The organism is Sporolactobacillus sp. PKPK-6 (genome assembly GCF_056678885.1).
In genome coordinates this window covers 460,842-486,974 of the sequence record NZ_JBWXPA010000001.1, presented here as the reverse complement: position 1 = coordinate 486,974, position 26,133 = coordinate 460,842, and the positions used below count along the sequence as shown (strand labels likewise).

Here is a 26,133-nt window from a genome sequence, read left to right as displayed (position 1 = left end):
GGCAGTTCATCTCAATTTATTTATCGTCAGTACTTGCGACAACTCGATAAAAATGTTTAAAATGAGATAGTGGAAGTGATCGGATGATTAAAAGTATGACAGGCTTTGGTATGTGTGATCAAACCCAAGACGACACACAGGTACACGTTGAGCTTAAATCAGTCAATCATCGATTCTTCGAGCTTACTTTCAACGGGCCGAGATCACTCGTCTATCTTGAAGATAAACTGAGGGAGATTGTTCATTCTTTTGTGAAGCGAGGCTCGCTCAACTTATATCTCTCAGTTGAAGGTAATCAAGCGAACGAGCCACATTTGAAAACGAATTGGTCGCTCGTTGATCAGTATATGAGTGCTGCTAAAGAAATGCAGCGGCGCAGCGGATTCCAGCTGAACGATCTCAATGCGATTCTACAGCTTCCCGGTATCTTTTCATTAAACGATGGAGACAATTGTGATGCAAAATCAGTGGAACCACTGGTGCTTGAATCCGTTCGCTATGCAGCAGAACATCTTATTGCGATGCGTGAAAAGGAAGGCGAAGCACTGAGAATTGATCTTTTAGATAAAATTCAGGGGATCCAATCCGAGGTTGACCAGCTTGAGGCGTTTATGCCTGAAGTTCGTGCCCAGTATAAGCTGAGGCTTCACGCCGCGATCACCGATTTTCTTGGGCAGAATCGAGGAATTGACGAGGATCGTTTCATGAACGAAATGGCCGTATTCGTCAATAAGACGGCGATTGATGAAGAAGTGACACGTTTGAAAAGCCACTTAGATCAATGCAAAGTCTTATTGGAAGAGCATTCGGACATGCCCGTTGGTCGTCGTTTCGACTTTCTCATTCAAGAAATGAATCGTGAAGTGAATACGATTGGTTCAAAGGGCAGTCATGCTGAAGTAAGCCGCCTAGTTGTGTCCATGAAAACTGAGATTGAAAAATTACGTGAACAAGTGCAAAATATAGAATAGATGAATGATTGATGTGTAGCGGTTGGAGGCAAAGTTGATGAGTTTTAAAGAAAAAGGGTTGCTGGTGGTTCTTTCCGGACCTTCCGGCGTTGGCAAGGGAACCGTGTGCAAAGCGCTGCGCAAGCGCGGCACGCAATTAAAATATTCCATTTCGGCGACCACGAGAAAGCCGAGAGAAGGCGAGATCGACGGCGTCCATTATTTTTTTAAAACACGGGAACAGTTTGAGCAGATGATTAAACAAGAGAAACTTCTGGAATGGGCAGAATATGTGGGCAATTGTTACGGCACACCTGTTGATTATGTTCGAGAATCGCTTGAATGCGGTGAAGATGTCATCTTAGAGATTGAGGTCCAAGGCGCACTTCAAGTGAAGAAGAAGTTTCCAGAAGCACTGTTCATTTTTCTCGCTCCGCCTAACTTGGATGAACTGAAAAATCGAATTGTCGGGCGCGGTACAGAAACCGCAGATCTGATTGAAAGTCGAATGAGTGTGGCAAAATCAGAAATGGAATTAATGCAGAATTACAATTATGTTGTGGAAAACGATCAAGTTGAAAAGGCCTGTGATCGAATCGAAGCCATTGTGCTTGCCGAACATTGCAGGGTAGATCGGCTGATTGAGAAATATATTGAAAATGGAAGGGGATGACGGAATATGATGATCTATCCGTCTATTGACAGTTTGCTTGAAAAAGTGAATTCTACTTATACATTGGTGACACTCTCCGCGAAACGTGCGCGCCAGCTTCAGGATGGTTCCGGACATTTACTCGTTGAGCATCCGCGTTCTGTAAAAGAAGTCGGTCAAGCATTGGAAGAAATCAATGCTGGACTTCTCAATTACAAACGTTAACATGCACCGCCAAACGGCAAGGCAACAACCTTTATCAGGTTGTTGCCTTTTATATAGGTTTTAGCCTGGAATTTAAAATATCGGCAATTTGCTCGGCAACATTTTCTTGAGAATGGGATGCCAACGACCAAAAAGTAATTTTGTAAGACAGTAGTCAGATATTGATAAGGAAGTGTTTTCATGACTCTTCAAGGGAAAAAAATCGTGCTTGGTGTAACTGGAGGAATCGCTGCATACAAGGCAGCGGACTTGACGAGCCGGCTGGTTAAATCAGGAGCAGATGTTCATGTTTTGATGACGGAATCTGCAAAGCACTTTGTCGGATCAGTTACTTTTCAAGCGCTCACAAGGCATACCGTTTATGATCGCGTCATCTTGGATGAAAAGGAGGGACAAATTGCTCATATTGACATAGCGGATGATGCCGATGCATTTATTGTAGCACCGGCTACAGCCAATACCATTGCCAAAATGGCGTCGGGTATCGCCGACGATATGCTTACTGCGGCAGCACTCGCTTCAAAGGCGCCATTATGGATCGCTCCGGCTATGAACGTCAATATGTATGCACATCCCGCTGTTCAGAAAAATTTGCACGTCCTTCAAAGTTACGGTTATCACTTAATTGGTCCGGAGAAAGGAAGATTGGCGTGCGGATGGACAGGTTCAGGAAGAATGACTGAGCCTGAAGATATTGTCCGTGAAATCGACGACTTTTTTACTCGTAAGTCACTTGTTGGGAAAAAAATTCTCGTTACCGCCGGCGCAACAAAAGAATCGCTTGATCCGATCCGCTTTTTCAGCAACCGTTCCAGTGGGAAGATGGGCTATGCGATTGCTGAAGCTGCAAATCAGGCGGGTGCTGAGGTGACGCTTATTGCCGGAACTGACCTGGCTGTTTCTCCTGAAATCAAAAGAATTAAGGTAACCTCTGCACGTGATATGTATCGCGAGGTCATGAAACGTTATCCTGATGCGGATGCAGTAATAAAGGCAGCCGCTGTCGCAGATTATCGCCCAGAGCAGGTGAGCGAGACAAAAATTAAGAAATCAGAAGGTCCGCTGACGGTCACCATGGTCAGAAATCCGGACATACTGAAAGAGTTGGGCGAAAAGAAACAGAATCAATTACTCATTGGCTTTGCGGCTGAAACCGATCATTTGGAAGCAAATGCACTCAAGAAACTTGAAGCGAAACATTTGGATCTGCTCGTCGCCAATCATGCGTCCGACAGCTTTGGAGAAGATACAAACAAAGTAACGTTCTTTTTTGCGAGCGGGAAGCAGCAGGAGTTTGATACGATGCATAAACAGCAAGTTGCATCAACTATTTGTGATGCCCTTGCCGAATTGTTTGAAATGAGTGAAACGAAGTGATTGCTGAGGTTTATATTGATATTCCGGCAAATCCGGTAAATAAACCGTTTGATTACCAAGTTCCGGAGCCGTTCAGCGATATTTTAGCACCAGGAATGCGTGTAACCGTACCTTTTGGGCGAATGCACCGTCTTGGCTTTGTGACGGCACTCAAGGAAAGTTCGGAATTTACTCGATTAAAGTCGATTGATACAGTTGAAGATCATCTGCCTGTCCTAACAACGGAACTCTTAAAATTGGGTCGCTGGCTGGCGGACACGACGGTCTGTGCGACTGTAGCGGCTTATCAAGCAATGCTTCCAGCAGCGATGAAAGCTGATTATAAAAAAGTGATTAAAGTTGAGGACCCAGAGCAGTTAGAAAATGATGATCCGAATTTGGCCGAATTTTTCAGATCGAAGAGACAAGCGCTTTGGTCGGAAGTTGTAAGAAACGATTCGGAATTATTAAATCCGATTAATCGAGCATTGCGAAGGGGCAGCCTTTCCATTCATCAGCTGGTACGCAACCAAGCGACTGCGAAACAAGTGGCTGCTGTTTCAGTTGCTGTTTCTAAAGAACGATTGAGCCTTGAACTTTTACAACTTAATGATCGAGCCAAGCGCCAAAAAGAAGCACTTAACTATTTTATTCGGCAATCCGATTCCGCAGCATTCCATCCGACAATGCGTGCTCTCATTGATGAAGGCTTAAGCAGAGATGCAATTTTGAAACTTGCGGAAAAAAGGTTGCTCCGCATCGATCAGATCGAACAATTACGCAATCCCTATAAACGATCAATTGAACACACCGAACCGCTAAAATTAACTGATGAGCAAGCGAATGCACTTGCACCTATTTTGCACTCAATGGATAAGCCGGAGCATCGCGTGTTTTTATGCCATGGTGTCACGGGGAGCGGAAAAACGGAAATCTATCTTCAATCCATTCAGCACGTGCTTGAGAAAAAGCAGCAAGCCATCGTTCTTGTTCCGGAAATTTCATTGACTCCGCAAATGGTTTTACGATTCAAAGGCCGCTTTGGCGATCATGTGGCTGTGATGCACAGCGGATTGAGTCGAGGAGAAAAATATGACGAATGGCGAAAAATTCGTGAAGAAAAGGTGCAGGTTGTTGTCGGTGCTCGATCGGCAATTTTTGCACCTTTCAATAATCTAGGATTAATTATTATTGATGAGGAGCATGAATCCAGTTATAAGCAGGAAGACATGCCGCGCTACCATGCACGCGACATTGCTATTCACCGAGCGCAAGGCCACCAGTGTCCGGTCGTCCTTGGGAGTGCAACACCTTCGCTCGAATCTTTTGCGCGTGCACGTAAACAGGTTTTCACACTACTTTCTTTGAAAGAGCGCGTCAATCACCGTCCGCTTCCTTCTGTTCATATTGTTGATCTCCGAGAAGAAATGCGGCAGGGAAACCACTCGGTATTCTCTAAGGAACTGCTTGAGAAAGTGAAGGATCGACTTCAAAAGAAGGAGCAAACGGTGCTCTTTTTAAATCGACGCGGGTATTCGACTTTCGTTATGTGCCGATCATGCGGGACCGTTGTCGAGTGTCCTCATTGCGATATATCCTTGACTTACCATCGCGCGCAGCATCTATTAAAGTGCCACTATTGCGGGTTTGAGCAAAAAGTCCCTGACACCTGCCCAACCTGTGGCAGCGATGCGATGCGCTTCTTTGGGACGGGGACACAAAAAGTTGAGGCAGAACTTAACAGGCTGATTCCTGAAGCGCGCGTTATCCGTATGGATGTAGATACAACACGGAAAAAAGGAAGCCATGAAAACTTGTTACGGCAGTTCGGTGAAGAGAAAGCGGATATACTGCTCGGGACGCAAATGATAGCGAAGGGATTGGATTTTCCAAAGGTGACGCTCGTAGGGGTACTGGCAGCAGATTCATTACTGCATCTTGCGGATTTTCGTGCATCGGAAAAAACATTTCAGCTTGTTACTCAGGTGGCCGGACGTGCAGGAAGACATTCATTACCGGGCGAAGTTGTCATTCAGAGCTATAGTCCAGATCATTATGCGGTGTTAGATGCTGCACATCATGATTATGAAGGCTTTTACAATCAAGAAATGGCGCTCCGTCATCGAGGAGGTTATCCTCCGTTTTTCTATTTGGCAATGGTTCGACTCACCCATCCGGAACCTGCAAAGGTAGCGGAAGCGGCCGAACGAATTGCAATGATTTTGAAAAAACAGCTGTCCGGTTCTTCTCAGATATACGGTCCGGTCGTTCCGGCTGTCTCAAAGATAAAGGATAGATATCGTTACCAGTGCATGGTAAAATACAAAAGGGAACCTGCTCTTCTGCCTGTGTTGCATCAGATCATGCAGCATTTTCAAGAGAGCGGAAAGAACGGTTTGCAAGTGTCTATTGACCTTAATCCTGTTGCACTTATGTAGAAGAACGTGTTCGAATACCGGGAAGAATGGCTTCCCGGCTTTCGAATAGGCTCTAAACCAGGATTTAATTTTGCTGAAGAGGATGATTCAATGAAAATAACATTTATGGGAACGCCGGATTTTGCGGTACCCGTACTGCAACATTTACTGGAAGATCCGGCTTACGATGTGGTTTGCGTTGTAACGCAACCGGACCGTCCCAAAGGCCGAAAGCATAAATTAACACCTCCTCCGATCAAGGTACTTGCTGAGAGCTACGCTGTGCCGGTTCTGCAGCCGGAGAAAGTACGCAAAGCGGAGGCGGTTAAAGAAATTCTAGACTTCGATGCGGATTTATTGGTTACCGCTGCGTACGGGCAAATACTGCCTGAGTCCCTGCTCAAGGGCCCACGGCTGGGGTGCGTGAATGTTCATGCCTCATTACTGCCCGCTTATCGCGGAGCAGCTCCGATTCAGCAGTCGATCATTGACGGACAGAAAGAAAGCGGCGTTACGATCATGTATATGGTGAAGCAGTTGGATGCGGGGGATATCTTATCACAAGTGCGAGTGCCTATTGAGGATCAGGATACATTTGGAACTTTGCACGGTAAATTAAGTGCCGCCGGAAGCACCCTGCTTATGGAAACCTTGCCGAAACTTGCGGCAGGCTCGCTGAAACCCCAGAAGCAGGATGAAAACAAAGTCACATTTGCGCCGAGCATCCAACATGAAGACGAGGAAATTGTATGGGAGAAATCCGCTCCGGCGGTACGCAACCTGATTCGCGGACTGAATCCGTTTCCAGGGGCGTTCACCCGACTTGGAGGTTCCGTATTTAAAATTTTCGTTGCTGAGTTAACAGATCTTAGGTCAGCTGAAAAACCAGGCACTGTTATCAGATGTGACTCAGATGGACTTTTTGTTGCAACAGGCGATGGTCAAGCTGTACAAATTGTTGAGTGCCAACCTGCGGGGAAAAAAAGAATGAAGACTGCTGATTTTCTTAGAGGCACACGTGTAGAGACCGGCACTATACTTGGAGTGAAATTATGAGCAAACCGACAGCTCGTGAGACCGCATTAGATTTGCTGCTTGCGATCACAAAAAAGCATGCGTACAGTCAAATAGTTTTGAACGAGACACTTAACGCCGGACACTTATCGGATAAAGATAAAGGATTGGTTACTACTCTCGTTTATGGAGTATTGCAGCAAAAATTGACATTGGATTATTATTTATCATCTTTTGTGGAAAAGAAAAGAAAAATAGATGATTGGGTGGAACAGCTGCTTCTTATTTCAATTTACCAAAAAGCATTTCTCGATCGCATTCCAGACCATGCACTTGTGAATGAAGCTGTTACGATTGCAAAGAAGCGGGGGCATCGGGGGATATCCGGATTTGTCAATGGGGTACTTCGTCGGATTCTGCGTGAAGGTTTGCCTGACCTGTCACAAATTGAACCGGAAAGAAAAAGGAATGCAATTATGTATAGCCATCCAGAATGGCTGATGGATCTTTGGGAAGCACAGTGGGACCGTGAAACAGCAGTTAAAATTGCTGAAGCCGACAATCTTCCGCCCAATGTTTCCATTCGAGTGAATCGTTTTAAGGCTACAAGGCAGGAGCTGGCAGATCAATTAGCGGCAGAAAATATAGAAACGCTTCCTGGAATACTCTCTCCGGATGCTTTGATTGTCAAGAGCGGAAATGCTGTTCAGTCGCAAGCATTTCGAGAGGGCTATTTTACCATTCAGGATGAAAGCTCGATGCTGGTAGCAGATGCAGCAGCACCTAAGGAGGGCATGCTTGTTCTCGATGCATGTGCGGGACCTGGGGGAAAAACAACCCACTTAGCTGAACGAATGGCTAATCGCGGCCGAATTGTTGCGCTTGATTTGCATCCGCACAAGGCACAATTAATAGATCATGCGGCCGAACGGCTTGGTTTAACCAATATTGAGACTCACGCTATGGATGCAAGATCGGCACGAAGCAAACTTGGCGAAGCATGTTTTGATCGTGTTGTGCTCGATGTTCCATGTTCCGGTTTAGGGGTGATCAGGCGGAAACCTGAGATTAAGTGGACCAAATCGGCAGATGAGATCAAGGGACTGATTCCCATTCAGCAAATGATTTTGGAAGAAGCCGCTTTACTCGTAAAACCTGGCGGCTGGTTAATTTACAGCACATGCACGATTCATAAAGATGAAAATGAAAAACAAATGGCCGTTTTTTTGGCGAATCATCCAAACTTTTGTGCGGAAAAGTCCTTTGCAAAACGAATGCCAAAGGCCATGATTGATACACGTGACGGCATGTTGCAGATTATGCCTTATATGTTTCAAACCGATGGCTTTTTCATTTGCTGTCTTGAACGCTTAAAAGATGGACTTTCTTAAAGGAGTGAACTGCGTGAAGGCCGAGTGGTGTACAAGTTCCGGGAACGTACGAGAACAAAATGAGGATAGTTTGGATGTGCTTTATGGCGACGACTGCCTGCTCGGGATCGTTGCTGATGGTATGGGAGGACATGCCGCAGGCGAAATTGCCAGTAAAATGGCTTTGGAGCTGACATCCGCCAAGTGGTCGGAGCATTCAGGTGTTTTTACTAAAGAAGAAGCAGAGACATGGCTGAATCATTTAGTTCGCAGTGTGAACCTGCGCTTATATGAATATGCGGAGACTCATGATGCATGCCGAGGTATGGGAACAACCTTCGCCGTCGCACTTTGTACGAAAGAATTTATCGCCGTTTCATCTGTTGGAGACAGCAGGATATACATATGGAAACAGAATTGCATTGTCAAACAGATTACAGAAGATCATACATTCGTTAATGAATTGCTGAAATCCGGGCAAATAACAAAAGAAGAGGCTGAAGATCACCCAAAAAGAAATATTTTGATGCGTTCTTTAGGAACTGAACCGACAATCGCTCTCGATACGTCAGTTATTGATTGGGCGAACTGTTCTCATCTTTTGATTTGTTCCGATGGATTAACAAACAAGCTGTCTGATGAGACATTGAGTGAAATTATGGAGGGTACAATGAATTTACGAGAGAAAACAGAAATGATGATCAGTGAGGCAAATCATGCCGGCGGAGAGGACAATAGTTCAGTGATCATTATTTCCAAAGATGGTGATGGTGAAAAGCTATGATAGGAAAACGAGTTGGCGGAAGATACCAAATTCTATCCCGTCTTGGTGAAGGCGGAATGGCGATCGTATATAAGGCGAAAGACTTAATTTTGGAACGCTTTGTTGCGGTAAAAACACTACGTCCCGAATTGTCCGGAGATGAGGAATTCGTCCGCCGCTTTCATCGCGAGGCAGAATCGGTCGCCAGTCTTTCTCATCCGAATATTGTTGCAATTTATGATATCGGTGAAGAGGACTGCTATTACATTGTCATGGAATATATCGAAGGAATGACACTTAAAGAATTCATAAAAGATTATTCGCCTATATCTATTGATGAATCAATCTATATCATGAAGCAGATTTTACTTGCCATTACGCATGCACACCAGCATGGCATTGTACATCGAGATATAAAGCCTCAAAATATATTAATCAATGAATCCGAGCGGGTGAAGGTAACTGATTTCGGAATCGCTCTTGCTGTCAGCGGGGCTACCATTACCTATACTCATTCGATCATGGGATCAGCACATTATCTTTCTCCGGAACAGGCACGAGGCGGGAAAGCCACAATCAAATCGGATATTTATGCAATCGGAATTGTAATGTTTGAATTATTGACAGGAAAATTGCCTTTTCCCGGGACTTCTCCTGTCTCTGTTGCATTGAAACATCTCAGCTCGCCTATGCCTTATCCGCGTGATTTTCGATCGGATATTCCTCAATCCATTGAAAATGTGATGATTCGCGCTCTCGCAAAAAATCCGTCTGATCGCTATGACCAAGTAACGGATATGTATAACGATTTAATCACTGCGCTTGATCCGGAACGTGCCAATGAACAAAGACTGATTCTTGACGAACCTGTTCCGGAAGAGGAGAACGAGGATCTGGAAAAAACGATCAAAATGGCACCGATCAAAAACCAGTCTAACAAAAGTCAAGAAGCGACAGCGGAAAAAAATGTTCCTGCACCAACTCAAACAGGCGGAAAAAAGAAAAAATCAAAAGCTAAGAAATGGCTAACGATTTCAGGTATTCTCATCTTGTTAATCGCAGCAGGATTAGTGCTCGGAACGACACTTTTACCTAAGTTGTTCTATGTCTCCAATGTTCGGGTCCCTGATGTATCAGGAATGACGTATCAAAAAGCCCAAAAGACATTGTCTAATCAGAAGCTGAAGACTATCCGAACGGATCGCGTAAGCAATTCCGTCGCAAAAGGAAAAGTTATCAGTCAGAATCCTGAGGCAGGCGCAGAAGTGAAAGAAAATGCGCAGGTATCGCTTGTCGTAAGCAAGGGTTCTAAAACAGTGGCACTGGACAACTATGTCGGTTACAGTCGGGATACGGTTTCTGATGTAATCAAGGATGCCGGCTATAAAGATGTGGTTTGGCATGAAGAACAGTCGGCATCAATACCTGAAGACCAGATTATACGTCAAAATCCGGCTGCAGGAGAAAAAGTTGTCCCATCGAAGACAATTTTGGAACTCACCTACAGCACAGGAAATCCGCAGGCAACTGTTCCCAATCTGAAGGGGAAAACAAAAAATGAGGCAAGTAAACTGCTTAAAAGTCAGGGGTTGACAGCTGATTTTTCTGTTGGTGATTATTCTGACGATATTGAAAAGGGCAGTGTGCTTGATCAAGATCCTGCTGCCGGGAGCCAAGTGGACAAGGATTCATCAGTCATCGTCACATTGTCGAAAGGAAGCGAAGCAAAACCAAAGGAGATTGATCAGCCGATCAAAGTGGTGTATCCGGGAACAAGCGGTGACAGCACATCCTCCGATTCAGGGGAAGGCACACCAATTCACGTACAAATATATTATACCGATGCCAACCACGACAACTCTGTATTTACCGATGAACAAATAACTGAAACGAAAACATATACGATACCATTTACGATCAATCCGAATGAGAAAGGTTCTTACAGGGTATTAATTGATAATGTCGAAAGAAAAACAGGTACGGTTGATTATCCAAATTAACAGAGAACATTTTTCTTAACGAATAAGGAGTCTTGATATGCCTGAAGGTACAATAATTAAAGCATTAAGCGGATTTTATTATGTGAAAAATGGTGATCAGCTGGTTCAATGCCGAGCAAGAGGGGTGTTTCGAAAGCGCGGTGTGAGCCCTCTTGTTGGCGATCATGTTGTTTACGAGGCGGCAAAGCCGACAGATGGTTATATTTTATCGATCAGTAAGCGTAAGAATGTATTGAAACGTCCCCCGATCGCCAACATTGATCAGGCTATTTTGGTGTTTTCCGTCGCGGAACCAGCTTTGGATTGTCAGCTTCTTGACCGTTTTCTTATTTCAATGGAAGCTCATAGAATCGATCCGGTTATTTGCTTCACAAAATGGGATCTCTTGTCTGAAAAAGATATTGAAACATTTCGTTCGCAAATGAGTGTTTATGAAAAGATCGGCTATCCTATTTTGTTTACCTCCAGTCTGAAAAAAGAAGGACTCGCTGAACTCAAGCAGCGCATGGAGAATCGAATCAGTGTTGTCACCGGACAATCCGGTGTCGGTAAATCGACACTTTTAAACTATTTGGGCGATTCCTTAAACATTGAGACTCAAGCGATTTCGCATGCTTTAGGCCGTGGAAAGCACACGACCAGACATGTTGAATTATTGCCGATTTCAATAAATGGCTATGTGGCAGACACTCCGGGATTCAGTTCGTTGGAACTTCCAGATATAGCCCCTTCCGATTTGGAACAATGCTTTCCTGAATTTGACGAATTTAGAGAAGGCTGTCGTTTCAGAGGCTGCATGCATTTGGCCGAACCTGATTGCATGGTAAAGGATGCGGTTTCCAAAGGTAAGATTGATCGCTCGCGGTACGAGCATTATCAAATTTTCTTAGCAGAACTCAATGAGCGTGAACGAACAAAGTATTAACGGTCAAAGTTAATAAGTAAAGAACGGAGGCAGCTGTAATGAAGCTGGCAATTGTTGCAGGAGGTCCGGAATCACTTCTGCCCGATCTGAATGCTCCTGAATATGAGGATTTTGAATGGATCGGCGCTGATCATGGGACAATCGTTTTGTTAAAAAATAGGATTCGACCAATTCGCGCATTTGGTGATTTTGATTCGTTGACTGCAGAAGAACGAACAAAGATTGACAAGGACGGGTTCGAACTTTGTTCCTATCCTCCTGAAAAGGATAAAACAGATTTAGAGCTGGCACTTGACTGGGCGCTTAGTCTGAATCCAGAGCAATGTTATCTGTTCGGGGTGACTGGCGGAAGGATGGATCACGCGCTTGCAAGTATACAATTGCTGATGAAATCGACTGACACTTCTTCTGAACTCGCTATTATTGATAAAAAAAATTGGATCACTTTATTGACTCCAGGCGCATATCCTATAAAGAACAATCCATCATACCGTTATCTTTCATTTCTTGCTTTGACTGAAAAAGTAACCGGGTTGAGTTTGTCATGTGTTAAGTATCCGCTTAATGATGCAGAGCTTCGTCTAGGATCAAGTCTCTGTATCAGCAATGAAACGCATGCTGCCGTTTTTCACGTTTCCTTTTCGCATGGCCTTCTTTTGATGATGCGCTGCAGTGATTAACTTGTCTAACGAAACGGTCATAGTTTTCATAATCGCTTCATATATTCTAGAAGCACGTGATAAAGGATGACGGCGCTTGTGACAAGGAGGAGCAGTATAATGAAATTTTATACGATTAAGCTGCCGAAATTTCTGGCAAGTATTGTGAGAGCCCTCCTCGGTTCCTTTAAGAAGGGGTAAATAAACTCACATCATCAAAAAGGGCATCTACAAAGATGTCTTTTTTGATTGGCAAACAAAAAAGCCAATTCCCTAAAAGGGCTTGGCTTTTTTGTTTCGGTTTCGTGCGAATTAAGTGGTTGATCATGCATTAAGCACGTTCAACTTTACCTGCTTTAAGCGCTTTTGCAGATACATAAACGCGTTTTGGTTTTCCGTCAACAAGGATACGGACTTTTTGCAGATTCGCTTTAAATGTTCTTTTCGATTTATTTTCAGCAAATGAACGGTTCTGACCGAACTTCGTTGTTTTGCCGGTAACAAAGCATCGACGTCCCATATAGATGACCTCCTTGACCATGCAATTCATTAACGCAATAACTCTATACTAACACGTACGAACGTGACACGCAACTAGAGATCGCAGAAAATTGATTGGGTCAAATGGTACATGCACATGCATGACTTTAAAATTAGGGAAAGCTAGTGTAAAATAACGATAAGTCGAATAAGATTACGGATAGAAGAGAAGAAGAATAAGATTGACTGTCCCTATAAAAAAATTAATAGAATTTCACTTGGGAGGTTTTACAAATGACTGTATCTATAACGAACACCTATGGACAAATTGATATTTCAATCGATGTTATTGCAAAAATTGTCGGTGGTGCTGCAATGGATTGCTTTGGTATCGTGGGCATGGCTTCTAAAAATCAATTGAAGGACGGTTTTACCGAGCTGTTGAAGAAAGAGAACTTCAGCCGCGGCGTTGTTGTTCGCTTTGATGAAGATCAGAATTTGCTTATTGATATGTATATCATCGTGAGTTATGGCACCCGTATTTCAGAGGTAGCAGGAAGTGTTCAAACAAAGGTTAAAGAAACTTTAAATGAAATGCTTGGATTGAATGCCGCTTCAATCAATATCTTTGTACAAGGTGTTCGCCTTACGGATGAAGAAGCGTTACCTGAAGATCAATCATTACAAGCATAAGGGGAGTCATGCGACATGAAGTATCGAAGTGTTTTTGATATTATTGGTCCGGTTATGGTTGGACCATCAAGTTCGCATACTGCCGGTGCGGCGAAAATTGGGCGAATGGCCAGAAAACTGCTCGGTGTCATGCCGGAGCATGTGAAAATAACTTTGTACGGTTCCTTTGCTGAAACATACAAAGGCCACGGAACGGATGTGGCAATTGTTGCCGGATTGCTGGATTTTAATGAAAGTAATGCAAATTTGCCTGATTCAATTAAAATTGCGCAGCAAAAGGGAATGGACGTGCAATTTAGTGTGGATAAGGAAACACAGGTGGAGCAGCCGAACACAGCGCGAATTCATTTATCAGCAGGTGATCAAAGCCTTGAATTAGTCGGCGTTTCCATAGGCGGCGGGAAAATTGAGATTACAGAAGTCAACGGCTTTTCTATTTCTCTGTCCGGAAGCAATCCTGCACTCCTTATCCTTCATCATGACAAATATGGGGCTGTTGCTGAGGTTGCTGTGCTGATTGCCAAATACGAGCTGAACATTTCCTATATGGAGGTTTCACGACAGGAAAAGGGACAGCTTGCGCTTATGGTGATTCAAACCGATGAAGAAATCAGCGATGGGCTTGCTGCAGAAATTTCAGGACTTCCTAATATACTCAATGTTGCAGTATTAGCTTAATCAAGTATCTTCCGGAAAAGAGGTGTCTTTATGTTTCAATCAATTGAAGAGTTAGTAAACATCGCGAACAGCCGCAATTTGCCTATCTATGAAGTAATGATTCAAACGGAGATAGAAACGACGGGTAACAAGCGTGATCAGATTATTGAAAAAATGTCTGGCCAGTTGAACGTCATGGAACAGGCTGTCCAAAGAGGAATTCATGAAGACATTAAGTCACGCTCGGGACTATCGGGAGGAGATGCCCGTCTTCTGCAGAGTTATTTGGAAAATGGTGACACATTATCAGGTTCGGTACTGCTTGACGCTGTAAGTAAAGCAATGGCGACGAATGAAGTAAACGCAGCAATGGGGACAATTTGCGCGACACCGACGGCAGGATCTGCCGGCGTGGTTCCCGGCGTACTGTTTGGTTTGAAGCATAAACTGAAACCGAGCAGAGAAGAGATGATTCACTTCCTTTTCACAGCCGGTGCATTTGGCTTTGTTATTGCTAATAATGCTTCCATTTCCGGGGCAGCAGGTGGCTGTCAAGCAGAAGTTGGATCTGCTACCGGTATGGCTGCAGCGGCGGCAGTTGAAATGGCAGGCGGCACTCCTGAACAGTCGGCGCATGCAATGGCGATGGCGCTGGGCAACATGCTTGGCTTGATTTGTGACCCCGTTGCCGGGCTGGTTGAAGCTCCTTGCGTGAAACGTAATGCAATTGGCGCTTCAAGCGCACTTGTTGCTGCTGACATGGCCCTTGCCGGAATTAAGAGTATCATTCCTTGTGACGAGGTTATCGATGCAATGTATCGAGTGGGACGCATGATGCCTCCTGCTTTAAGAGAGACCGCGCTCGGCGGACTTGCTGATACTAAGACTGGACGTGAGCTGAAAAAACGAATATTTGGAACGGATGATCAATTGTCCGTGACTGAAGATAAATGATGAACACTACTTTGCGTTTTCCAATTACGGAACTAAGAGGCGTTGGCCCGAAGCTGGCAGAGGACTTGAAGCAGCTTGGAATAACAACCATTGACGACCTTTTTGCCCATTATCCATATCGTTATGAGAACTATGAGTTAAGAGACTTGGCGAGTGCTCAGGACCAGGAACAGGTTACAATTATGGGGAAAGTGCAAAGTGAGCCGTTGCTTAATTATTATGGGAAGAAAAAGTCACGCTTGACTGTGCGTGTGCTGTCCGGCAGTTATTTAATAACCGTTATATTATTCAATCGGCCTTATTTAAAACGAAGTTTGAAACTTGGCGACATCGTTACGGTAACAGGAAAGTGGGATCGAAATCGTGCAACGTTGACTTCAACTGATTTTCATAAAGGACAGCCGGATCAAGAAGCACAATGGGCACCGGTTTATTCTGTGTGCGCAGGTGTTTCGGTTAGAAAACTTAGGAGCCTGATCAATCAGGCATTTACTCGTTTTCCCAATTATATAGAAGAAGATCTACCCCATGAATTGCTTTCGGCTTACAAACTCGTTGGCAAAAGACAAGCGGTTTATACAATACATATTCCGAAAGATCAGGCTCAACTTCATCAAGCGAGAAGACGGCTTGTTTATGAAGAATTCTTAAATTATCAATTAAAATTGCAAGCTTATAAGCAAATAAGACGTTCATCGTCCAAAGGAATCCGAATTTCTGCGGATCGTGAAAACGTCCGACGGTTTATTAGCTTGCTTCCTTTTTCATTGACACAAGCACAAAATCGAGTAGTCGACGAAATTTTAACAGACATGGATTCTGACTCGCCAATGAACCGACTTCTTCAAGGTGATGTTGGCTCCGGAAAAACGGTGATTGCGGCGATTGCGTTGTACACGGCAGTAAGCGCCGGCTATCAAGGTGCGCTGATGGCTCCTACAGAAATACTTGCGCAGCAGCATGCTGAAAATCTTGATGAATTATTTCGCCCTTTTAATATATCTGTCGGATTGCTGACTGGAAGCGTGCGTGGTACTAAAAGAAAGATATTGCTTGATCAGCTGCTTCATGGTCATATTCAAATTCTGATTGGTACCCACGCTTTGATTCAACCTGAAGTTGAGTTTAAACAACTCGGGCTGGTGGTAACCGATGAACAGCATCGTTTTGGCGTTCGTCAGCGTGGTGCGTTGCGGTTGAAAGGAAAAGAGCCGGATGTATTGTATATGACCGCTACTCCGATTCCGCGCACCTTGGCACTTTCTGTTTTTGGAGATATGGATGTGTCTACAATTGACGAACTTCCTGGCGGCAGAAAGAAAATTAAGACCTATTGGGTACAGGAAAATACGATTGGCCGTATCATAACTTTTATGAGAAAAGAACTTGATCAAGGAAGACAAGCCTATGTCATTTGTCCTTTGATTGAGGAATCTGAACAGCTTGACGTTCAAAATGCTCTTGATGTTCACGCGCAGCTTTCTCAAGCACTTCCCGGTTACAAGGTCGCCTTGATGCATGGCAAATTAACTCCTGAAGAGAAAGATCAGGTTATGGATTCTTTTAAAAGGAGAGAGGCCCAAGTACTTGTATCAACCACAGTTGTTGAGGTAGGTGTCAACGTTCCTAATGCATCGTTGATGATCATTTACGATGCAGATCGATTCGGCTTGTCCCAGCTGCATCAACTGCGTGGTCGTGTAGGAAGAGGCAGCGATCAATCTTATTGTGTTCTTCTTGCAGATGCCAAGTCGGAAACGAGCAGAGAAAAAATGCGAATGATGACAGAGACCACGGATGGTTTTAAATTGTCTGGATACGATCTTAAGCTTCGCGGACCCGGAGACTTTTTTGGTAAAAAGCAAAGCGGTTTGCCCACTTTTAAGCTCGCTGACATGATTCATGATTACCGAACATTAGCTACTGCGCGAGACGATGCGGCACGGCTTGTTCGTGATCCGCAATTCTGGCGTGACGAACGTTACACAGGACTGCGCGAGCCATTAACAGAATCAGGATTGACTAAGCTCCTTCATTTAGATTGAAATGAAACCAAAAAACTTGCGCCAGCGTATGTTATGAGTCGATGATTTAGCACCTTGTTTTGTCTGTGCGCCTCTGCCCTACCCGCGATAGATAAGTTATGATATACTAACTATTATTACCTAGTCTTAAAAAGAAGATGTTTAGTATTCATGATGAACATAAAACGGCGGTGTCCAGTTTATGAGAAAAAGCAAAAAAGACAGACAAGCATCTCTGAAACAAACGATCGACGATAATCCGTTTATTACGGATGACGAACTGGCAAAGAAATTCACGGTTAGTGTTCAGACGATTCGACTTGATCGTTTGGAATTATCTATTCCGGAGTTGCGAGAACGGATCAAACATGTGGCAAAGAGGCAATTTGATGACGTCAAAGCCCTTCACAAAGAAGAAGTGATTGGTGATATTCTTGATCTTCAGTTGGATATCAGTGCAATTTCTATCCTAGAAATAACACCGGATTTTGTTTTTTCAAGGACAGGAATTGCTCGCGGGCATCACTTGTTTGCACAAGCGAATTCGCTCGCTGTAGCCGTAATCAACGATGATCTCGCTCTGACTTCGAAAGCTGAGATCCAATTCATCCGGCCTGTCAAGTCAGGTGAACGAGTGGTCGCAAAAGCAAAGGTTTTGCGCAAGGAGCGTGTACGTACCGTCGTTGAAGTGGATAGTTATTCAGGGCATGATCATGTTTTTAAGGGCGTATTTACCATGTACCGTGCTCATGGAGGAAAAGATAAATCAGAAGTGTAAACGGCGGCAGAAAGCCGTCTGATTTGCTTCAAACAGTGGTAATTCGATATGTTGCGGAGGTTGATGTATTTTGAGTAAGATTGCATTTGTTTTCCCCGGACAAGGTTCTCAAACAGTCGGCATGGGTGCTGACCTGATTGCTACCTATCCTGAAGCCAAAAAAATGTTCGAAACGGCGGACAATCGCTTGTCATTCTCCTTGACCGAACTGGTTATGAACGGTCCAGAGGAAGTACTAAAAAAAACAGAAAACACGCAGCCTGCGCTTTTGACAGTAAGTGCCGTGCTTTGTGCGTTGCTGGAAAAACAAGGGGTTAAGCCGGATTATTTGGCTGGCCACAGTCTTGGTGAATATAGTGCATTATATGCGGCGGGTGTCCTCGGATTTGAGGATGCCGTTTACGCAGTTCGTGAACGAGGCTTGCTCATGGAGGCTGCCGTTCCGGCAGGAAAAGGAACGATGGCGGCTGTCCTTGGATTGGATGCAGATCAATTGAAGGAAATTTGCACTGCCATTTCAGAACAGGGCGAATCCGTGCAAACGGCAAACATTAATTGCCCGGGACAAATTGTTATTTCTGGAACCGTTGAAGGTGTTGAGAAAGCTTCAAAACGTGCAGAGGAAGCGGGAGCACGACGTGTCGTACCCCTTTCTGTGAGCGGACCATTTCATTCTTCATTGATGAAACCCGCGGCTGAAAAAATGCGGGAAGTTCTTGATGCACTGCCCGTTAAAAATGCCGTTGTTCCTATAATTGCCAACAGCACGGCGCAAGAAGAAGCAACCGCTGAAGACATTCGTGATCATCTAATTGAACAGCTGTATTCACCGGTTCGTTGGACTGAATCTGTGGAACGGCTGACGCAGCTTGGTGTAGACACTTTTGTTGAAGTTGGTCCAGGAAAGGTGCTCTCGGGATTAATTCGAAAGATTAATCGCAAGCTAACGGTTTATCAAGTTAATGATGCGAAGAGTCTGCTTGATGTGTCTGAAAAACTGAAGGGGCGTGTATAATAGAATGGGACTGGATGGAAAAACAGCATTGGTTACCGGTGCTTCCAGAGGAATCGGCCGCGCTATTGCCATTAAACTGGCTCGGCTTGGCGCATCCGTGATCGTCAACTATTCAGGCAATAAAACGCGTGCGGAGGATACAGTTGCAGAAATTGAATCTGCGGGCGGCAAAGCGCTTATCTGGCAATGTGATGTTTCAGACGAAACTGCAGTGCAAGCCATGATTAAAAAATCGATTGAGCAGTTTGGCCATATTGACATTGTTGTCAACAATGCAGGAATTACGCGTGACGGACTGCTCATGCGTATGAAAGAAGAGGACTGGGACGCAGTTCTGAATACAAACCTTAAAGGAGTCTTTTTAGTTACCAAAGCTGCGCTTCGTCCAATGATGCGTCAGAAGGCAGGCAGAATCATTAATGTGGCATCGGTAGTCGGTCTTTTGGGCAACTCTGGACAAGCGAATTATGTAGCTGCCAAAGCTGGAGTGATTGGACTAACGAAGGCTACCGCCCGGGAAGTTGCATCTCGGGGGATAACCGTTAACGCTGTTGCTCCGGGATTTATTATTACTGATATGACCGACCAGCTTTCGGAAGAAATTAAGGATAAAATGAAACAAGATATTCCACTTGGACAATTAGGTGCACCAGATGACGTAGCAAATGCTGTTGCATTCCTTGCTTCTGACGATAGCAAGTACATGACCGGACAAACATTAAGTATTGACGGCGGAATGTCAATGCAATAAAATGATTGAGGTACGCTTAAAGAGAGTTTCATTAAGTGAGACGGGTAGTTCATCAGTTTCTCACTGCGAAAGCTTTTCAGGGCGTTGTGCCCACTCCTTTTACGGAGAGCTAAAAAAATGTAAATGCCCTCGAGAGGAGGTGACGACATGGCAGATGAAGATGTTTTGACACGTGTCAAGAAAATCGTTGTCGACCGATTAGGCGTAGATGAAGCAGACGTTAAACTGGAAGCTTCATTTAAAGAAGATTTGGACGCAGATTCTCTTGATATTGTAGAACTTGTCATGGAACTTGAAGACGAATTTAATTTGGAAATCTCCGATGAAGATGCGGAAAAGATTCAAAGCGTTGGTGACGTCGTATCTTACATAGAGAGCCATAAATCCTGACATTCTAACCATGAGTCCCGTTTTTATAAATCCGTTTATAAGGGCGGGGCTTCTTATTATTTTCGGAAGTTATGGAAAAAATGGATTTTGGTTTCTTAGTTAGCGGAGGTGAAACGTGTGCCAAGTTCAAAAAAGATGCAAGATCAGGAAAAAGAAGTAACTGAAAGGCTTCATCATTTTCTTGATGATTTTTCATTCTCATTTCAAAATGAAGACTTATTAAAGCAAGCATTTACCCATTCATCTTATGTGAATGAGCACCGTCGTGCGTCACAAGACGATTATGAGCGACTTGAATTTCTTGGGGATGCTGTTCTTGAGTTATTGATCTCTCAATATCTTTTCAAACATTATCCGGATCTTACTGAGGGAGACATGACAAAGCTGCGTGCGGCCATTGTGTGTGAAGGCGGATTATTTCAATTTGCGTCATCGCTGTCTTTCGAGGATAAGATTTTTCTTGGACGCGGGGAAGAGGTAACCGGCGGACGAAAGCGTCCATCGCTTCTAGCGGATGTCTTTGAAGCGTTTATCGGCGCTCTGTATCTCGATCAGGGATTGACTGAAGTCGAGCGATTCCTAAAAATAGTTGTTTATCCGAGAATTAACGACGGCACTTTTTCCCATGTGATGGATTACAAAAGCCAATTGCAAGAGACAATTCAGAGGAGAAATCTGGGTGAACTGGATTATGAGCTGTTGTCCGAAAAAGGACCGGCACATCATCGCGAGTTTACGTCAAATGTATTGCTGAATGGTGAAATCGTCGGTATGGGCAAAGGACATTCGAAAAAAGATTCGGAGCAAAGTGCGGCATGCAAAGCGCTTAAGAATCTTGCCGAGTAACAAAAGCAGCCGGGCGCTCTCGGCTGTTTTTGTTACTCGTTTTGTGGTTTATTCATGATGTGCAAAATCAGGCTTAACCATGAATTTAATCAAGGTGAATTATAGAAGGGTAAGAAACGGAGGGATCGGGATGTTCCTCAAGCGATTGGATGTCTCAGGCTTTAAATCATTTGCCAACAAAACATCTGTTGAATTTGTTCCGGGAGTTACTGCGGTTGTCGGTCCGAACGGAAGCGGTAAAAGCAATATCACAGAAGCTATTCGCTGGGTACTCGGGGAACAATCGGCCAAATCGCTGCGCGGATCCAAGATGGAAGATATTATTTTCTCGGGAAGTGATGCGAAAAAGGCAGTCAATATGGCTGAAGTGACGCTCACGCTGGACAACAGCGATCACTACATATCAATGGATTTCAGCGAAATCAGCGTCACACGACGTGTGTTTCGTTCCGGGGAAAGCGAATTCCAACTCAATAAACAAAACTGTCGGTTAAAAGATATCGTTGATTTGTTTATGGATTCCGGACTGGGCAAAGAGGCATATTCGGTTATTGGTCAGGGAAAAATCGATGAGATTCTGAATAGTAAAGCAGAAGATAAACGGAAAATTTTTGAGGAAGCATCAGGTGTCCTCAAATATAAATTACGCAAGCAGGCTGCTGAAAAGCAGCTGAATGATTCCGAAGACAGCTTAAATCGTGTTGAAGATATTCTGCATGAGTTGGACGATCGGCTTGAGCCGCTTGAGAAGCAGGCGTCAATTGCCAAAGATTTTTTAGAGAAAAAAAGCGAACTAGAGGAAGTGGACATTGCACTGCTTGCTCATGATATCGATGAAGTTCATAGTCAATGGGAGCTTGCGAAAAATCAGGTAGATGAACTGAACCAATTAAAAATAGAATTATCCGATAAAGTGAATACCAGTGAGCATGATTATCGGCAACATCGTTCAGCACTTGAAGAATTGGACCATTTAATTGAAAAAAGGCAGACTGAATGGGCAGAATCTGCTGAGAAACTGGAAAAATTGTTAGGCAGAAAGCAAGTCATAGAGGAACGACACAAGCATGCACAAAGCAGTGCTGATGAACTGAGAGAACGTATCGCACACTTGGAACATCAATTGAACGAGGAACGGCAAGTACTTGATCAGGCACTTGCCAACAGTAAATCGGAGCGTATCTTTTTGACGCAATTGCAGCAGAATCTAGTGAAAAAACAAAATGAGTATCATAGTTTTGAACAGAATTTAGATGAACTGATTGAAAAGCTTAAAGGCGAATACATCGAGATCTTAAATCAACAAGCCTCCATGCGCAACGAGCAGCATTATCTATCTGATCAGGCAAAAACCTTGGAATTGAAGAAAACGCGCATTCAATCAAACACAGTAGAAATACAGACATCTGCAGAAGAGGCCGGCAAGAGAAAGCAAATACTTACGGCTAAATTGGAAGCGCTGGCTAGTGAAGGCAAACGTCTGAAGGACCGCTATGATAAGCTCCGTACCCGATTGGAAGAGGGAAGAGAACGCTATACTAAAGAAAAAGATGCTGTAAATAAAATCAGCAATTATATTGAACAAGCGCGATCAAGAAAAGAATTGCTGGAATCTCTTAAAGAAGATTATGCCGGCTATTATCAAGGCGTTAAGGTTATTTTAAAAAATCGAAAAAGACTGTCCGGAATTCACGGTGCGGTCGCTGAACTCATTCAGGTGAATAAAGAGTACGGCACGGCAATTGAAACAGCTCTTGGCGCCTCTTCCCAGCATGTGATTGTTTCTGATGAATCTGCCGGCAGGCAGGCGATTCAATTTTTACGGCAAAACAAAGCCGGTCGCGCAACTTTCCTGCCCATTTCTGTTATTCGGCCGAAGGCAATTGCTTCATCAGAACGCAATCGTCTTCAATCAAATTCAGCTTTTATTGGTGCAGGATCTGAATTACTGACATGCGATCCTCATTATAAACCCATAGTTGATTTTTTACTGGGTTCTGTGATCATTGCAAAGAATTTGGAGGGTGCAAATGAACTTGCACGTCAAGTGAACTATCGGTATCGAATCGTTACTTTAGCAGGAGATGTTGTAGCTCCTGGTGGTGCCATGACTGGAGGCAGCACGAAGCAGCAGCAAACAAGTCTGATCAGCCGAAGTACCGAAATTGAAGAATTGAGCCGGCAAATCGACGAGATGCAAGAAAAAAGAAAGCAGCTGCAAATCGATTTCTCCAATTTAAAGAATCAGATTGCAGCAGACGAGTTGGAATCCGATTCAGCACGCAAATCTGTGGAGGAGGCGCTTAATCAGTACCGCAGCATCGAAACACAAAAAAGAGATGCAGAAACTGAAGAAAAAGCAAGTCTTGATAAGTATCATTTATTGACAAGGGAAAATGGTGATTTCAGCACAGAGCAGAAAAAAATTGCAGAACGGTTGCGGATTATCGATGCTGATGTTTCGAAGAATGAAGAACGCGGTAAAGCTCTGACAGATCAAATTGAAAGCTTAACGAAAAATCGAAAAGATATCGATTCTTCAAAACAAGAGATTCAGTCGGAGATAACAGCACTTAAGGTCCAAATCGCAGAACAGAGCCAGATTACTGCGCATCAACAAGAAAAAGCAGATCAATCAAAACGACGGGTCGGTGAACTAAAAGAATCACTCGATACGCTTCGTTCTTCTGCTGACGGGATCGGCTTTGAGATTGAGAACCAGAATGATAATGCGGAGAAGCTGGATCAGCTCATTGAAGAAGCAAAGACGTATAAAGAAACGACTATGACGGAATTGATGGAAATGCGTGATTCCCGGCGAAATAAGCAAAAGGCCTTGGCGGAGGAAGAGACACTCATGTCACAAGACCGTACAGAATTAACCAGGATCAGCAACTTGTATCAAGAGAAAAACGTTCTTCTTGGGCGAATGGATGTTCAGCTCGATCATCTTTTAGACACACTAAGAGAAGACTATGAACTGACCATTGAAGCGGCAAGAGACAAGTACAAACTAAATATGGATGTTGACGAAGCACGAAAAAAAGTCAAATTAATAAAATTGGCTATCGAAGAACTCGGGACCGTTAATGTAGGCGCGATTGAAGAATATGAAAATGTTCTTGAACGCGAACAATTTCTCTCTGCACAGCGGGCAGATTTGTTAAAAGCACGCGAAACACTTAACCATGTTATGTCGGAAATGGATCAAGTGGTCGAGCAGCGATTTACTGAGACATTCAATAAAATAAGAACCCATTTTCAAACGGTTTTTCAAGAACTGTTCGGTGGGGGACGTGCTGATTTGCAGCTCATTGAACCAGATGACATGCTCACGAGTGGTGTAGATATTCTTGCAGAACCGCCCGGAAAGAAGCTTCAGCGGCTCTCTCTTCTATCCGGCGGAGAGCGTGCGCTGACGGCGATCGCACTGCTCTTTGCTATTCTGAAAGTGCGCCCAGTTCCATTTTGCGTCCTTGATGAAGTGGAAGCTGCTCTTGATGACGCAAATGTTGACCGTTACGCGGCCTTCTTGAAAAAATTCAGCCTTGATACGCAATTTATTGTTGTGACTCACAGGCATGGAACTATGGAACGATCTGACGTCCTTTATGGGGTCACCATGCAGGAATCAGGAGTTTCCCGCCTTGTGTCTGTGAGACTGGAAGAGACGGAAGATTTATTGACCGCAGGTAACGTTTAATAAGCAGCAATCTAAAGAATAATTTACAGACAAGGAGGAAACACCATGAATTTTTTTAATAAGCTGAAGAACCGTATCACCGGCAGCACGACTGCGGTTACTGATAAATTCAAAGACGGCTTGTCCAAAACAAGACAGTCATTTGCAGAGGGCATGAACAATTTGGTCAAGCGCTACCGGAAGGTTGACGAAGATTTTTTTGATGAATTGGAAGAACTGCTGATTGAATCTGATGTTGGAATGACCACCGTAATGGATCTGGTTGATCGGTTAAAAGATGAATCGCGTACGAGAAACATTAAGGATACGGCAATGTTAAAAGACGTGATTGTTGAGGTTCTTTCTGAATTTCTTACTAAAAGCAAGGAAGAAACAAAACTTAATATAAATCCTTCCGGACTTACCGTTATTCTTATGGTTGGTGTAAATGGTGCGGGTAAAACGACGACCATAGGAAAACTCGCCGGTAGACTTAAAAATGAAGGAAAGACAGTACTGCTTGCAGCGGCAGACACATTCAGAGCAGGCGCGATTGATCAGCTGCAGGTTTGGGGCGATCGTACGGGTGTTGATGTGATTAAGCATCAAGAAGGATCAGATCCTGCTTCAGTCGTCTTTGATGCCATGCAAGCTGCAAAGTCGCGCAAGGTGGATGTTCTGCTTTGTGACACAGCAGGAAGGCTTCAAAATAAAGTTAATTTAATGAAAGAACTTGAGAAAATCAAACGTGTGATCACTCGCGAATGTCCGGGTGCGCCGCAGGAGGTTTTGCTAGTTCTGGATGCAACGACAGGACAGAATGCGCTTAACCAAGCGAAATTATTTCGGCAAGCGTCAGAGGTTACAGGTATTGTTCTTACAAAACTGGATGGAACGGCGAAAGGCGGTATTGTGCTTGGTATCCGCAATGAACTGAACATTCCTGTTAAATTTGTTGGACTGGGTGAACAATTGAATGATCTTCAGGCTTTTGATGCGGATGCATTTATTTATGGACTGTTTTCTGAACTTTTTCAGGCCGACGATGAAGCGTCCCAATCGGAATAAAATGTGTATAGCACGGACTAACATTCGTTGCTAAGGAAAAAACTTGACACACAAAGAAAAAAAAAGTAATATTTAATCTGTAAAGTAAAATGCCTTTACAGCCAAGGGGATTTGCTATGCTTGAGAAGGTTTTGAGAGTTAACGCCCTATACGATTTTTATCAGCTGCTTCTCACCCCAAAACAGCAAGAGTATCTGAATCTTTACTATCTTAATGATTTTTCTCTTGGTGAAATTGCGGAAAGAAAACAAGTTACAAGACAAGCTGTTTATGATAACCTCAAACGTGCTGAGAACGCTCTTGAAGCGTTTGAAGAAAGGTTAGGGCTTTTTCGTAAATATGAAGTCAGGCTTTCTGTTATTTCGAAAATGAGGGAATTGGCTGGTCATTTGAATAGTAAAGAAAGCCAAAAACTAGATTCTTTTATTGATGAATTAGAGAATTTAGATTAGGAAGTGAGAAGT

Annotated in this window: 25 protein-coding genes; 24 read left to right on the top strand and 1 reads right to left on the bottom strand. The window is 43.8% G+C overall.

Going from position 1 to position 26,133, the window contains the following annotated elements; genetic code table 11:
- The first annotated feature begins 83 nt into the window (after positions 1-83).
- The 12 genes from AC1MBV_RS02375 to spoVM all read left to right on the top strand — a co-directional run bounded on the left by AC1MBV_RS02375 (position 84) and on the right by spoVM (position 12,532).
- The gene (locus AC1MBV_RS02375) at positions 84-971 is read left to right on the top strand and encodes a YicC/YloC family endoribonuclease (RefSeq protein WP_480947461.1); all 888 of its coding nucleotides are present in this window, start codon (positions 84-86) and stop codon (positions 969-971) included.
- Between the two features lie 37 nt (positions 972-1,008).
- A complete protein-coding gene (gene gmk / locus AC1MBV_RS02370) occupies positions 1,009-1,623 on the top strand; it encodes a guanylate kinase (protein WP_480947460.1) in 615 nt (204 codons plus the stop codon).
- A gap of 9 nt (positions 1,624-1,632) precedes the next feature.
- Positions 1,633-1,827 (top strand): DNA-directed RNA polymerase subunit omega, encoded by a 195-nt coding sequence (gene rpoZ / locus AC1MBV_RS02365; protein WP_255746621.1) that lies wholly within the window; start codon positions 1,633-1,635, stop codon positions 1,825-1,827.
- 180 nt (positions 1,828-2,007) lie between these two features.
- Positions 2,008-3,204: a bifunctional phosphopantothenoylcysteine decarboxylase/phosphopantothenate--cysteine ligase CoaBC gene (coaBC, locus tag AC1MBV_RS02360; RefSeq protein ID WP_255746196.1), complete on the top strand. Its 1,197-nt coding sequence runs from the start codon at positions 2,008-2,010 to the stop codon at positions 3,202-3,204.
- Entirely contained in the window at positions 3,201-5,621 is a 2,421-nt protein-coding gene (priA, locus tag AC1MBV_RS02355; protein WP_480947459.1) for a primosomal protein N', read from the top strand. Before coaBC ends, priA begins: the two co-directional genes overlap by 4 nt.
- 90 nt (positions 5,622-5,711) lie before the next feature.
- On the top strand, positions 5,712-6,656 hold the full coding sequence (gene fmt, locus AC1MBV_RS02350; protein ID WP_480947458.1) for a methionyl-tRNA formyltransferase: 945 nt from the start codon (positions 5,712-5,714) through the stop codon (positions 6,654-6,656).
- On the top strand, positions 6,653-8,005 hold the full coding sequence (gene rsmB, locus AC1MBV_RS02345; protein ID WP_255746199.1) for a 16S rRNA (cytosine(967)-C(5))-methyltransferase RsmB: 1,353 nt from the start codon (positions 6,653-6,655) through the stop codon (positions 8,003-8,005). The genes fmt and rsmB overlap by 4 nt, the downstream gene beginning before the upstream one ends.
- A gap of 13 nt (positions 8,006-8,018) precedes the next feature.
- Positions 8,019-8,768 carry a Stp1/IreP family PP2C-type Ser/Thr phosphatase gene (locus AC1MBV_RS02340; protein ID WP_255746200.1) on the top strand — a complete coding sequence of 250 codons (750 nt, stop codon included), beginning with the start codon at positions 8,019-8,021 and terminating at the stop codon, positions 8,766-8,768.
- Positions 8,765-10,747: a Stk1 family PASTA domain-containing Ser/Thr kinase gene (gene pknB / locus AC1MBV_RS02335; RefSeq protein ID WP_480947457.1), complete on the top strand. Its 1,983-nt coding sequence runs from the start codon at positions 8,765-8,767 to the stop codon at positions 10,745-10,747. Before AC1MBV_RS02340 ends, pknB begins: the two co-directional genes overlap by 4 nt.
- 37 nt (positions 10,748-10,784) lie before the next feature.
- Entirely contained in the window at positions 10,785-11,672 is an 888-nt protein-coding gene (gene rsgA, locus AC1MBV_RS02330) for a ribosome small subunit-dependent GTPase A (RefSeq protein WP_255746202.1), read from the top strand.
- Between the two features lie 38 nt (positions 11,673-11,710).
- Positions 11,711-12,352, top strand: coding sequence for a thiamine diphosphokinase (locus AC1MBV_RS02325; RefSeq protein WP_255746203.1), 642 nt, complete (start codon positions 11,711-11,713; stop codon positions 12,350-12,352).
- Between the two features lie 99 nt (positions 12,353-12,451).
- Positions 12,452-12,532 (top strand): stage V sporulation protein SpoVM, encoded by an 81-nt coding sequence (gene spoVM / locus AC1MBV_RS02320; protein WP_253065084.1) that lies wholly within the window; start codon positions 12,452-12,454, stop codon positions 12,530-12,532.
- A 130-nt stretch (positions 12,533-12,662) separates the two neighbouring features.
- Here spoVM and rpmB read toward each other — a convergent pair whose 3' ends face one another.
- On the bottom strand, positions 12,663-12,851 hold the full coding sequence (gene rpmB, locus AC1MBV_RS02315) for a 50S ribosomal protein L28 (RefSeq protein WP_255746205.1): 189 nt from the start codon (positions 12,849-12,851) through the stop codon (positions 12,663-12,665).
- Positions 12,852-13,105: 254 nt separating this feature from the next.
- Here rpmB and AC1MBV_RS02310 point away from each other — a divergent pair, with 254 nt between their 5' ends.
- From AC1MBV_RS02310 to AC1MBV_RS02255, 12 genes are all read left to right on the top strand, one after another.
- Complete coding sequence (locus AC1MBV_RS02310) at positions 13,106-13,504, top strand: Asp23/Gls24 family envelope stress response protein (RefSeq protein ID WP_255746206.1); 399 nt, start codon at positions 13,106-13,108, stop codon at positions 13,502-13,504.
- Between the two features lie 15 nt (positions 13,505-13,519).
- Positions 13,520-14,182 carry an L-serine ammonia-lyase, iron-sulfur-dependent subunit beta gene (sdaAB, locus tag AC1MBV_RS02305; protein ID WP_255746207.1) on the top strand — a complete coding sequence of 221 codons (663 nt, stop codon included), beginning with the start codon at positions 13,520-13,522 and terminating at the stop codon, positions 14,180-14,182.
- Positions 14,183-14,212: 30 nt separating this feature from the next.
- A complete protein-coding gene (gene sdaAA, locus AC1MBV_RS02300; protein ID WP_480947456.1) occupies positions 14,213-15,115 on the top strand; it encodes an L-serine ammonia-lyase, iron-sulfur-dependent, subunit alpha in 903 nt (300 codons plus the stop codon).
- Positions 15,115-17,160, top strand: coding sequence for an ATP-dependent DNA helicase RecG (gene recG, locus AC1MBV_RS02295; RefSeq protein ID WP_480947455.1), 2,046 nt, complete (start codon positions 15,115-15,117; stop codon positions 17,158-17,160). Before sdaAA ends, recG begins: the two co-directional genes overlap by 1 nt.
- Before the next feature lie 181 nt (positions 17,161-17,341).
- Positions 17,342-17,917 (top strand): transcription factor FapR, encoded by a 576-nt coding sequence (gene fapR / locus AC1MBV_RS02290; RefSeq protein ID WP_255746213.1) that lies wholly within the window; start codon positions 17,342-17,344, stop codon positions 17,915-17,917.
- A 70-nt stretch (positions 17,918-17,987) separates the two neighbouring features.
- Entirely contained in the window at positions 17,988-18,932 is a 945-nt protein-coding gene (gene fabD, locus AC1MBV_RS02285) for an ACP S-malonyltransferase (RefSeq protein WP_255746215.1), read from the top strand.
- Between the two features lie 4 nt (positions 18,933-18,936).
- Positions 18,937-19,683 (top strand): 3-oxoacyl-[acyl-carrier-protein] reductase, encoded by a 747-nt coding sequence (gene fabG, locus AC1MBV_RS02280; RefSeq protein ID WP_255746217.1) that lies wholly within the window; start codon positions 18,937-18,939, stop codon positions 19,681-19,683.
- A 147-nt stretch (positions 19,684-19,830) separates the two neighbouring features.
- Complete coding sequence (gene acpP, locus AC1MBV_RS02275) at positions 19,831-20,073, top strand: acyl carrier protein (protein ID WP_255746219.1); 243 nt, start codon at positions 19,831-19,833, stop codon at positions 20,071-20,073.
- A 117-nt stretch (positions 20,074-20,190) separates the two neighbouring features.
- Positions 20,191-20,919: a ribonuclease III gene (rnc, locus tag AC1MBV_RS02270; RefSeq protein ID WP_255746221.1), complete on the top strand. Its 729-nt coding sequence runs from the start codon at positions 20,191-20,193 to the stop codon at positions 20,917-20,919.
- A 130-nt stretch (positions 20,920-21,049) separates the two neighbouring features.
- Positions 21,050-24,622: a chromosome segregation protein SMC gene (smc, locus tag AC1MBV_RS02265; RefSeq protein ID WP_255746222.1), complete on the top strand. Its 3,573-nt coding sequence runs from the start codon at positions 21,050-21,052 to the stop codon at positions 24,620-24,622.
- A gap of 45 nt (positions 24,623-24,667) precedes the next feature.
- A complete protein-coding gene (ftsY, locus tag AC1MBV_RS02260; RefSeq protein WP_255746223.1) occupies positions 24,668-25,669 on the top strand; it encodes a signal recognition particle-docking protein FtsY in 1,002 nt (333 codons plus the stop codon).
- 116 nt (positions 25,670-25,785) lie between these two features.
- Positions 25,786-26,121: a putative DNA-binding protein gene (locus tag AC1MBV_RS02255; RefSeq protein ID WP_255746224.1), complete on the top strand. Its 336-nt coding sequence runs from the start codon at positions 25,786-25,788 to the stop codon at positions 26,119-26,121.
- Positions 26,122-26,133: the final 12 nt, after the last annotated feature.

What these genes read in the sequence shown, in the direction of transcription:
- AC1MBV_RS02375 (WP_480947461.1), top strand. Translation starts at nt 84, where the DNA reads ATGATTAAAAGTATGACAGGCTTTGGTATGTGTGATCAAACCCAAGAC.
- gmk (WP_480947460.1), top strand. Translation starts at nt 1,009, where the DNA reads ATGAGTTTTAAAGAAAAAGGGTTGCTGGTGGTTCTTTCCGGACCTTCC.
- rpoZ (WP_255746621.1), top strand. Translation starts at nt 1,633, where the DNA reads ATGATCTATCCGTCTATTGACAGTTTGCTTGAAAAAGTGAATTCTACT.
- coaBC (WP_255746196.1), top strand. Translation starts at nt 2,008, where the DNA reads ATGACTCTTCAAGGGAAAAAAATCGTGCTTGGTGTAACTGGAGGAATC.
- fmt (WP_480947458.1), top strand. Translation starts at nt 5,712, where the DNA reads ATGAAAATAACATTTATGGGAACGCCGGATTTTGCGGTACCCGTACTG.
- rsmB (WP_255746199.1), top strand. Translation starts at nt 6,653, where the DNA reads ATGAGCAAACCGACAGCTCGTGAGACCGCATTAGATTTGCTGCTTGCG.
- pknB (WP_480947457.1), top strand. Translation starts at nt 8,765, where the DNA reads ATGATAGGAAAACGAGTTGGCGGAAGATACCAAATTCTATCCCGTCTT.
- rsgA (WP_255746202.1), top strand. Translation starts at nt 10,785, where the DNA reads ATGCCTGAAGGTACAATAATTAAAGCATTAAGCGGATTTTATTATGTG.
- AC1MBV_RS02325 (WP_255746203.1), top strand. Translation starts at nt 11,711, where the DNA reads ATGAAGCTGGCAATTGTTGCAGGAGGTCCGGAATCACTTCTGCCCGAT.
- spoVM (WP_253065084.1), top strand. Translation starts at nt 12,452, where the DNA reads ATGAAATTTTATACGATTAAGCTGCCGAAATTTCTGGCAAGTATTGTG.
- rpmB (WP_255746205.1), bottom strand. Translation starts at nt 12,851, where the DNA reads ATGGGACGTCGATGCTTTGTTACCGGCAAAACAACGAAGTTCGGTCAG.
- AC1MBV_RS02310 (WP_255746206.1), top strand. Translation starts at nt 13,106, where the DNA reads ATGACTGTATCTATAACGAACACCTATGGACAAATTGATATTTCAATC.
- sdaAB (WP_255746207.1), top strand. Translation starts at nt 13,520, where the DNA reads ATGAAGTATCGAAGTGTTTTTGATATTATTGGTCCGGTTATGGTTGGA.
- sdaAA (WP_480947456.1), top strand. Translation starts at nt 14,213, where the DNA reads ATGTTTCAATCAATTGAAGAGTTAGTAAACATCGCGAACAGCCGCAAT.
- recG (WP_480947455.1), top strand. Translation starts at nt 15,115, where the DNA reads ATGAACACTACTTTGCGTTTTCCAATTACGGAACTAAGAGGCGTTGGC.
- fapR (WP_255746213.1), top strand. Translation starts at nt 17,342, where the DNA reads ATGAGAAAAAGCAAAAAAGACAGACAAGCATCTCTGAAACAAACGATC.
- fabG (WP_255746217.1), top strand. Translation starts at nt 18,937, where the DNA reads ATGGGACTGGATGGAAAAACAGCATTGGTTACCGGTGCTTCCAGAGGA.
- acpP (WP_255746219.1), top strand. Translation starts at nt 19,831, where the DNA reads ATGGCAGATGAAGATGTTTTGACACGTGTCAAGAAAATCGTTGTCGAC.
- smc (WP_255746222.1), top strand. Translation starts at nt 21,050, where the DNA reads ATGTTCCTCAAGCGATTGGATGTCTCAGGCTTTAAATCATTTGCCAAC.
- ftsY (WP_255746223.1), top strand. Translation starts at nt 24,668, where the DNA reads ATGAATTTTTTTAATAAGCTGAAGAACCGTATCACCGGCAGCACGACT.
- AC1MBV_RS02255 (WP_255746224.1), top strand. Translation starts at nt 25,786, where the DNA reads ATGCTTGAGAAGGTTTTGAGAGTTAACGCCCTATACGATTTTTATCAG.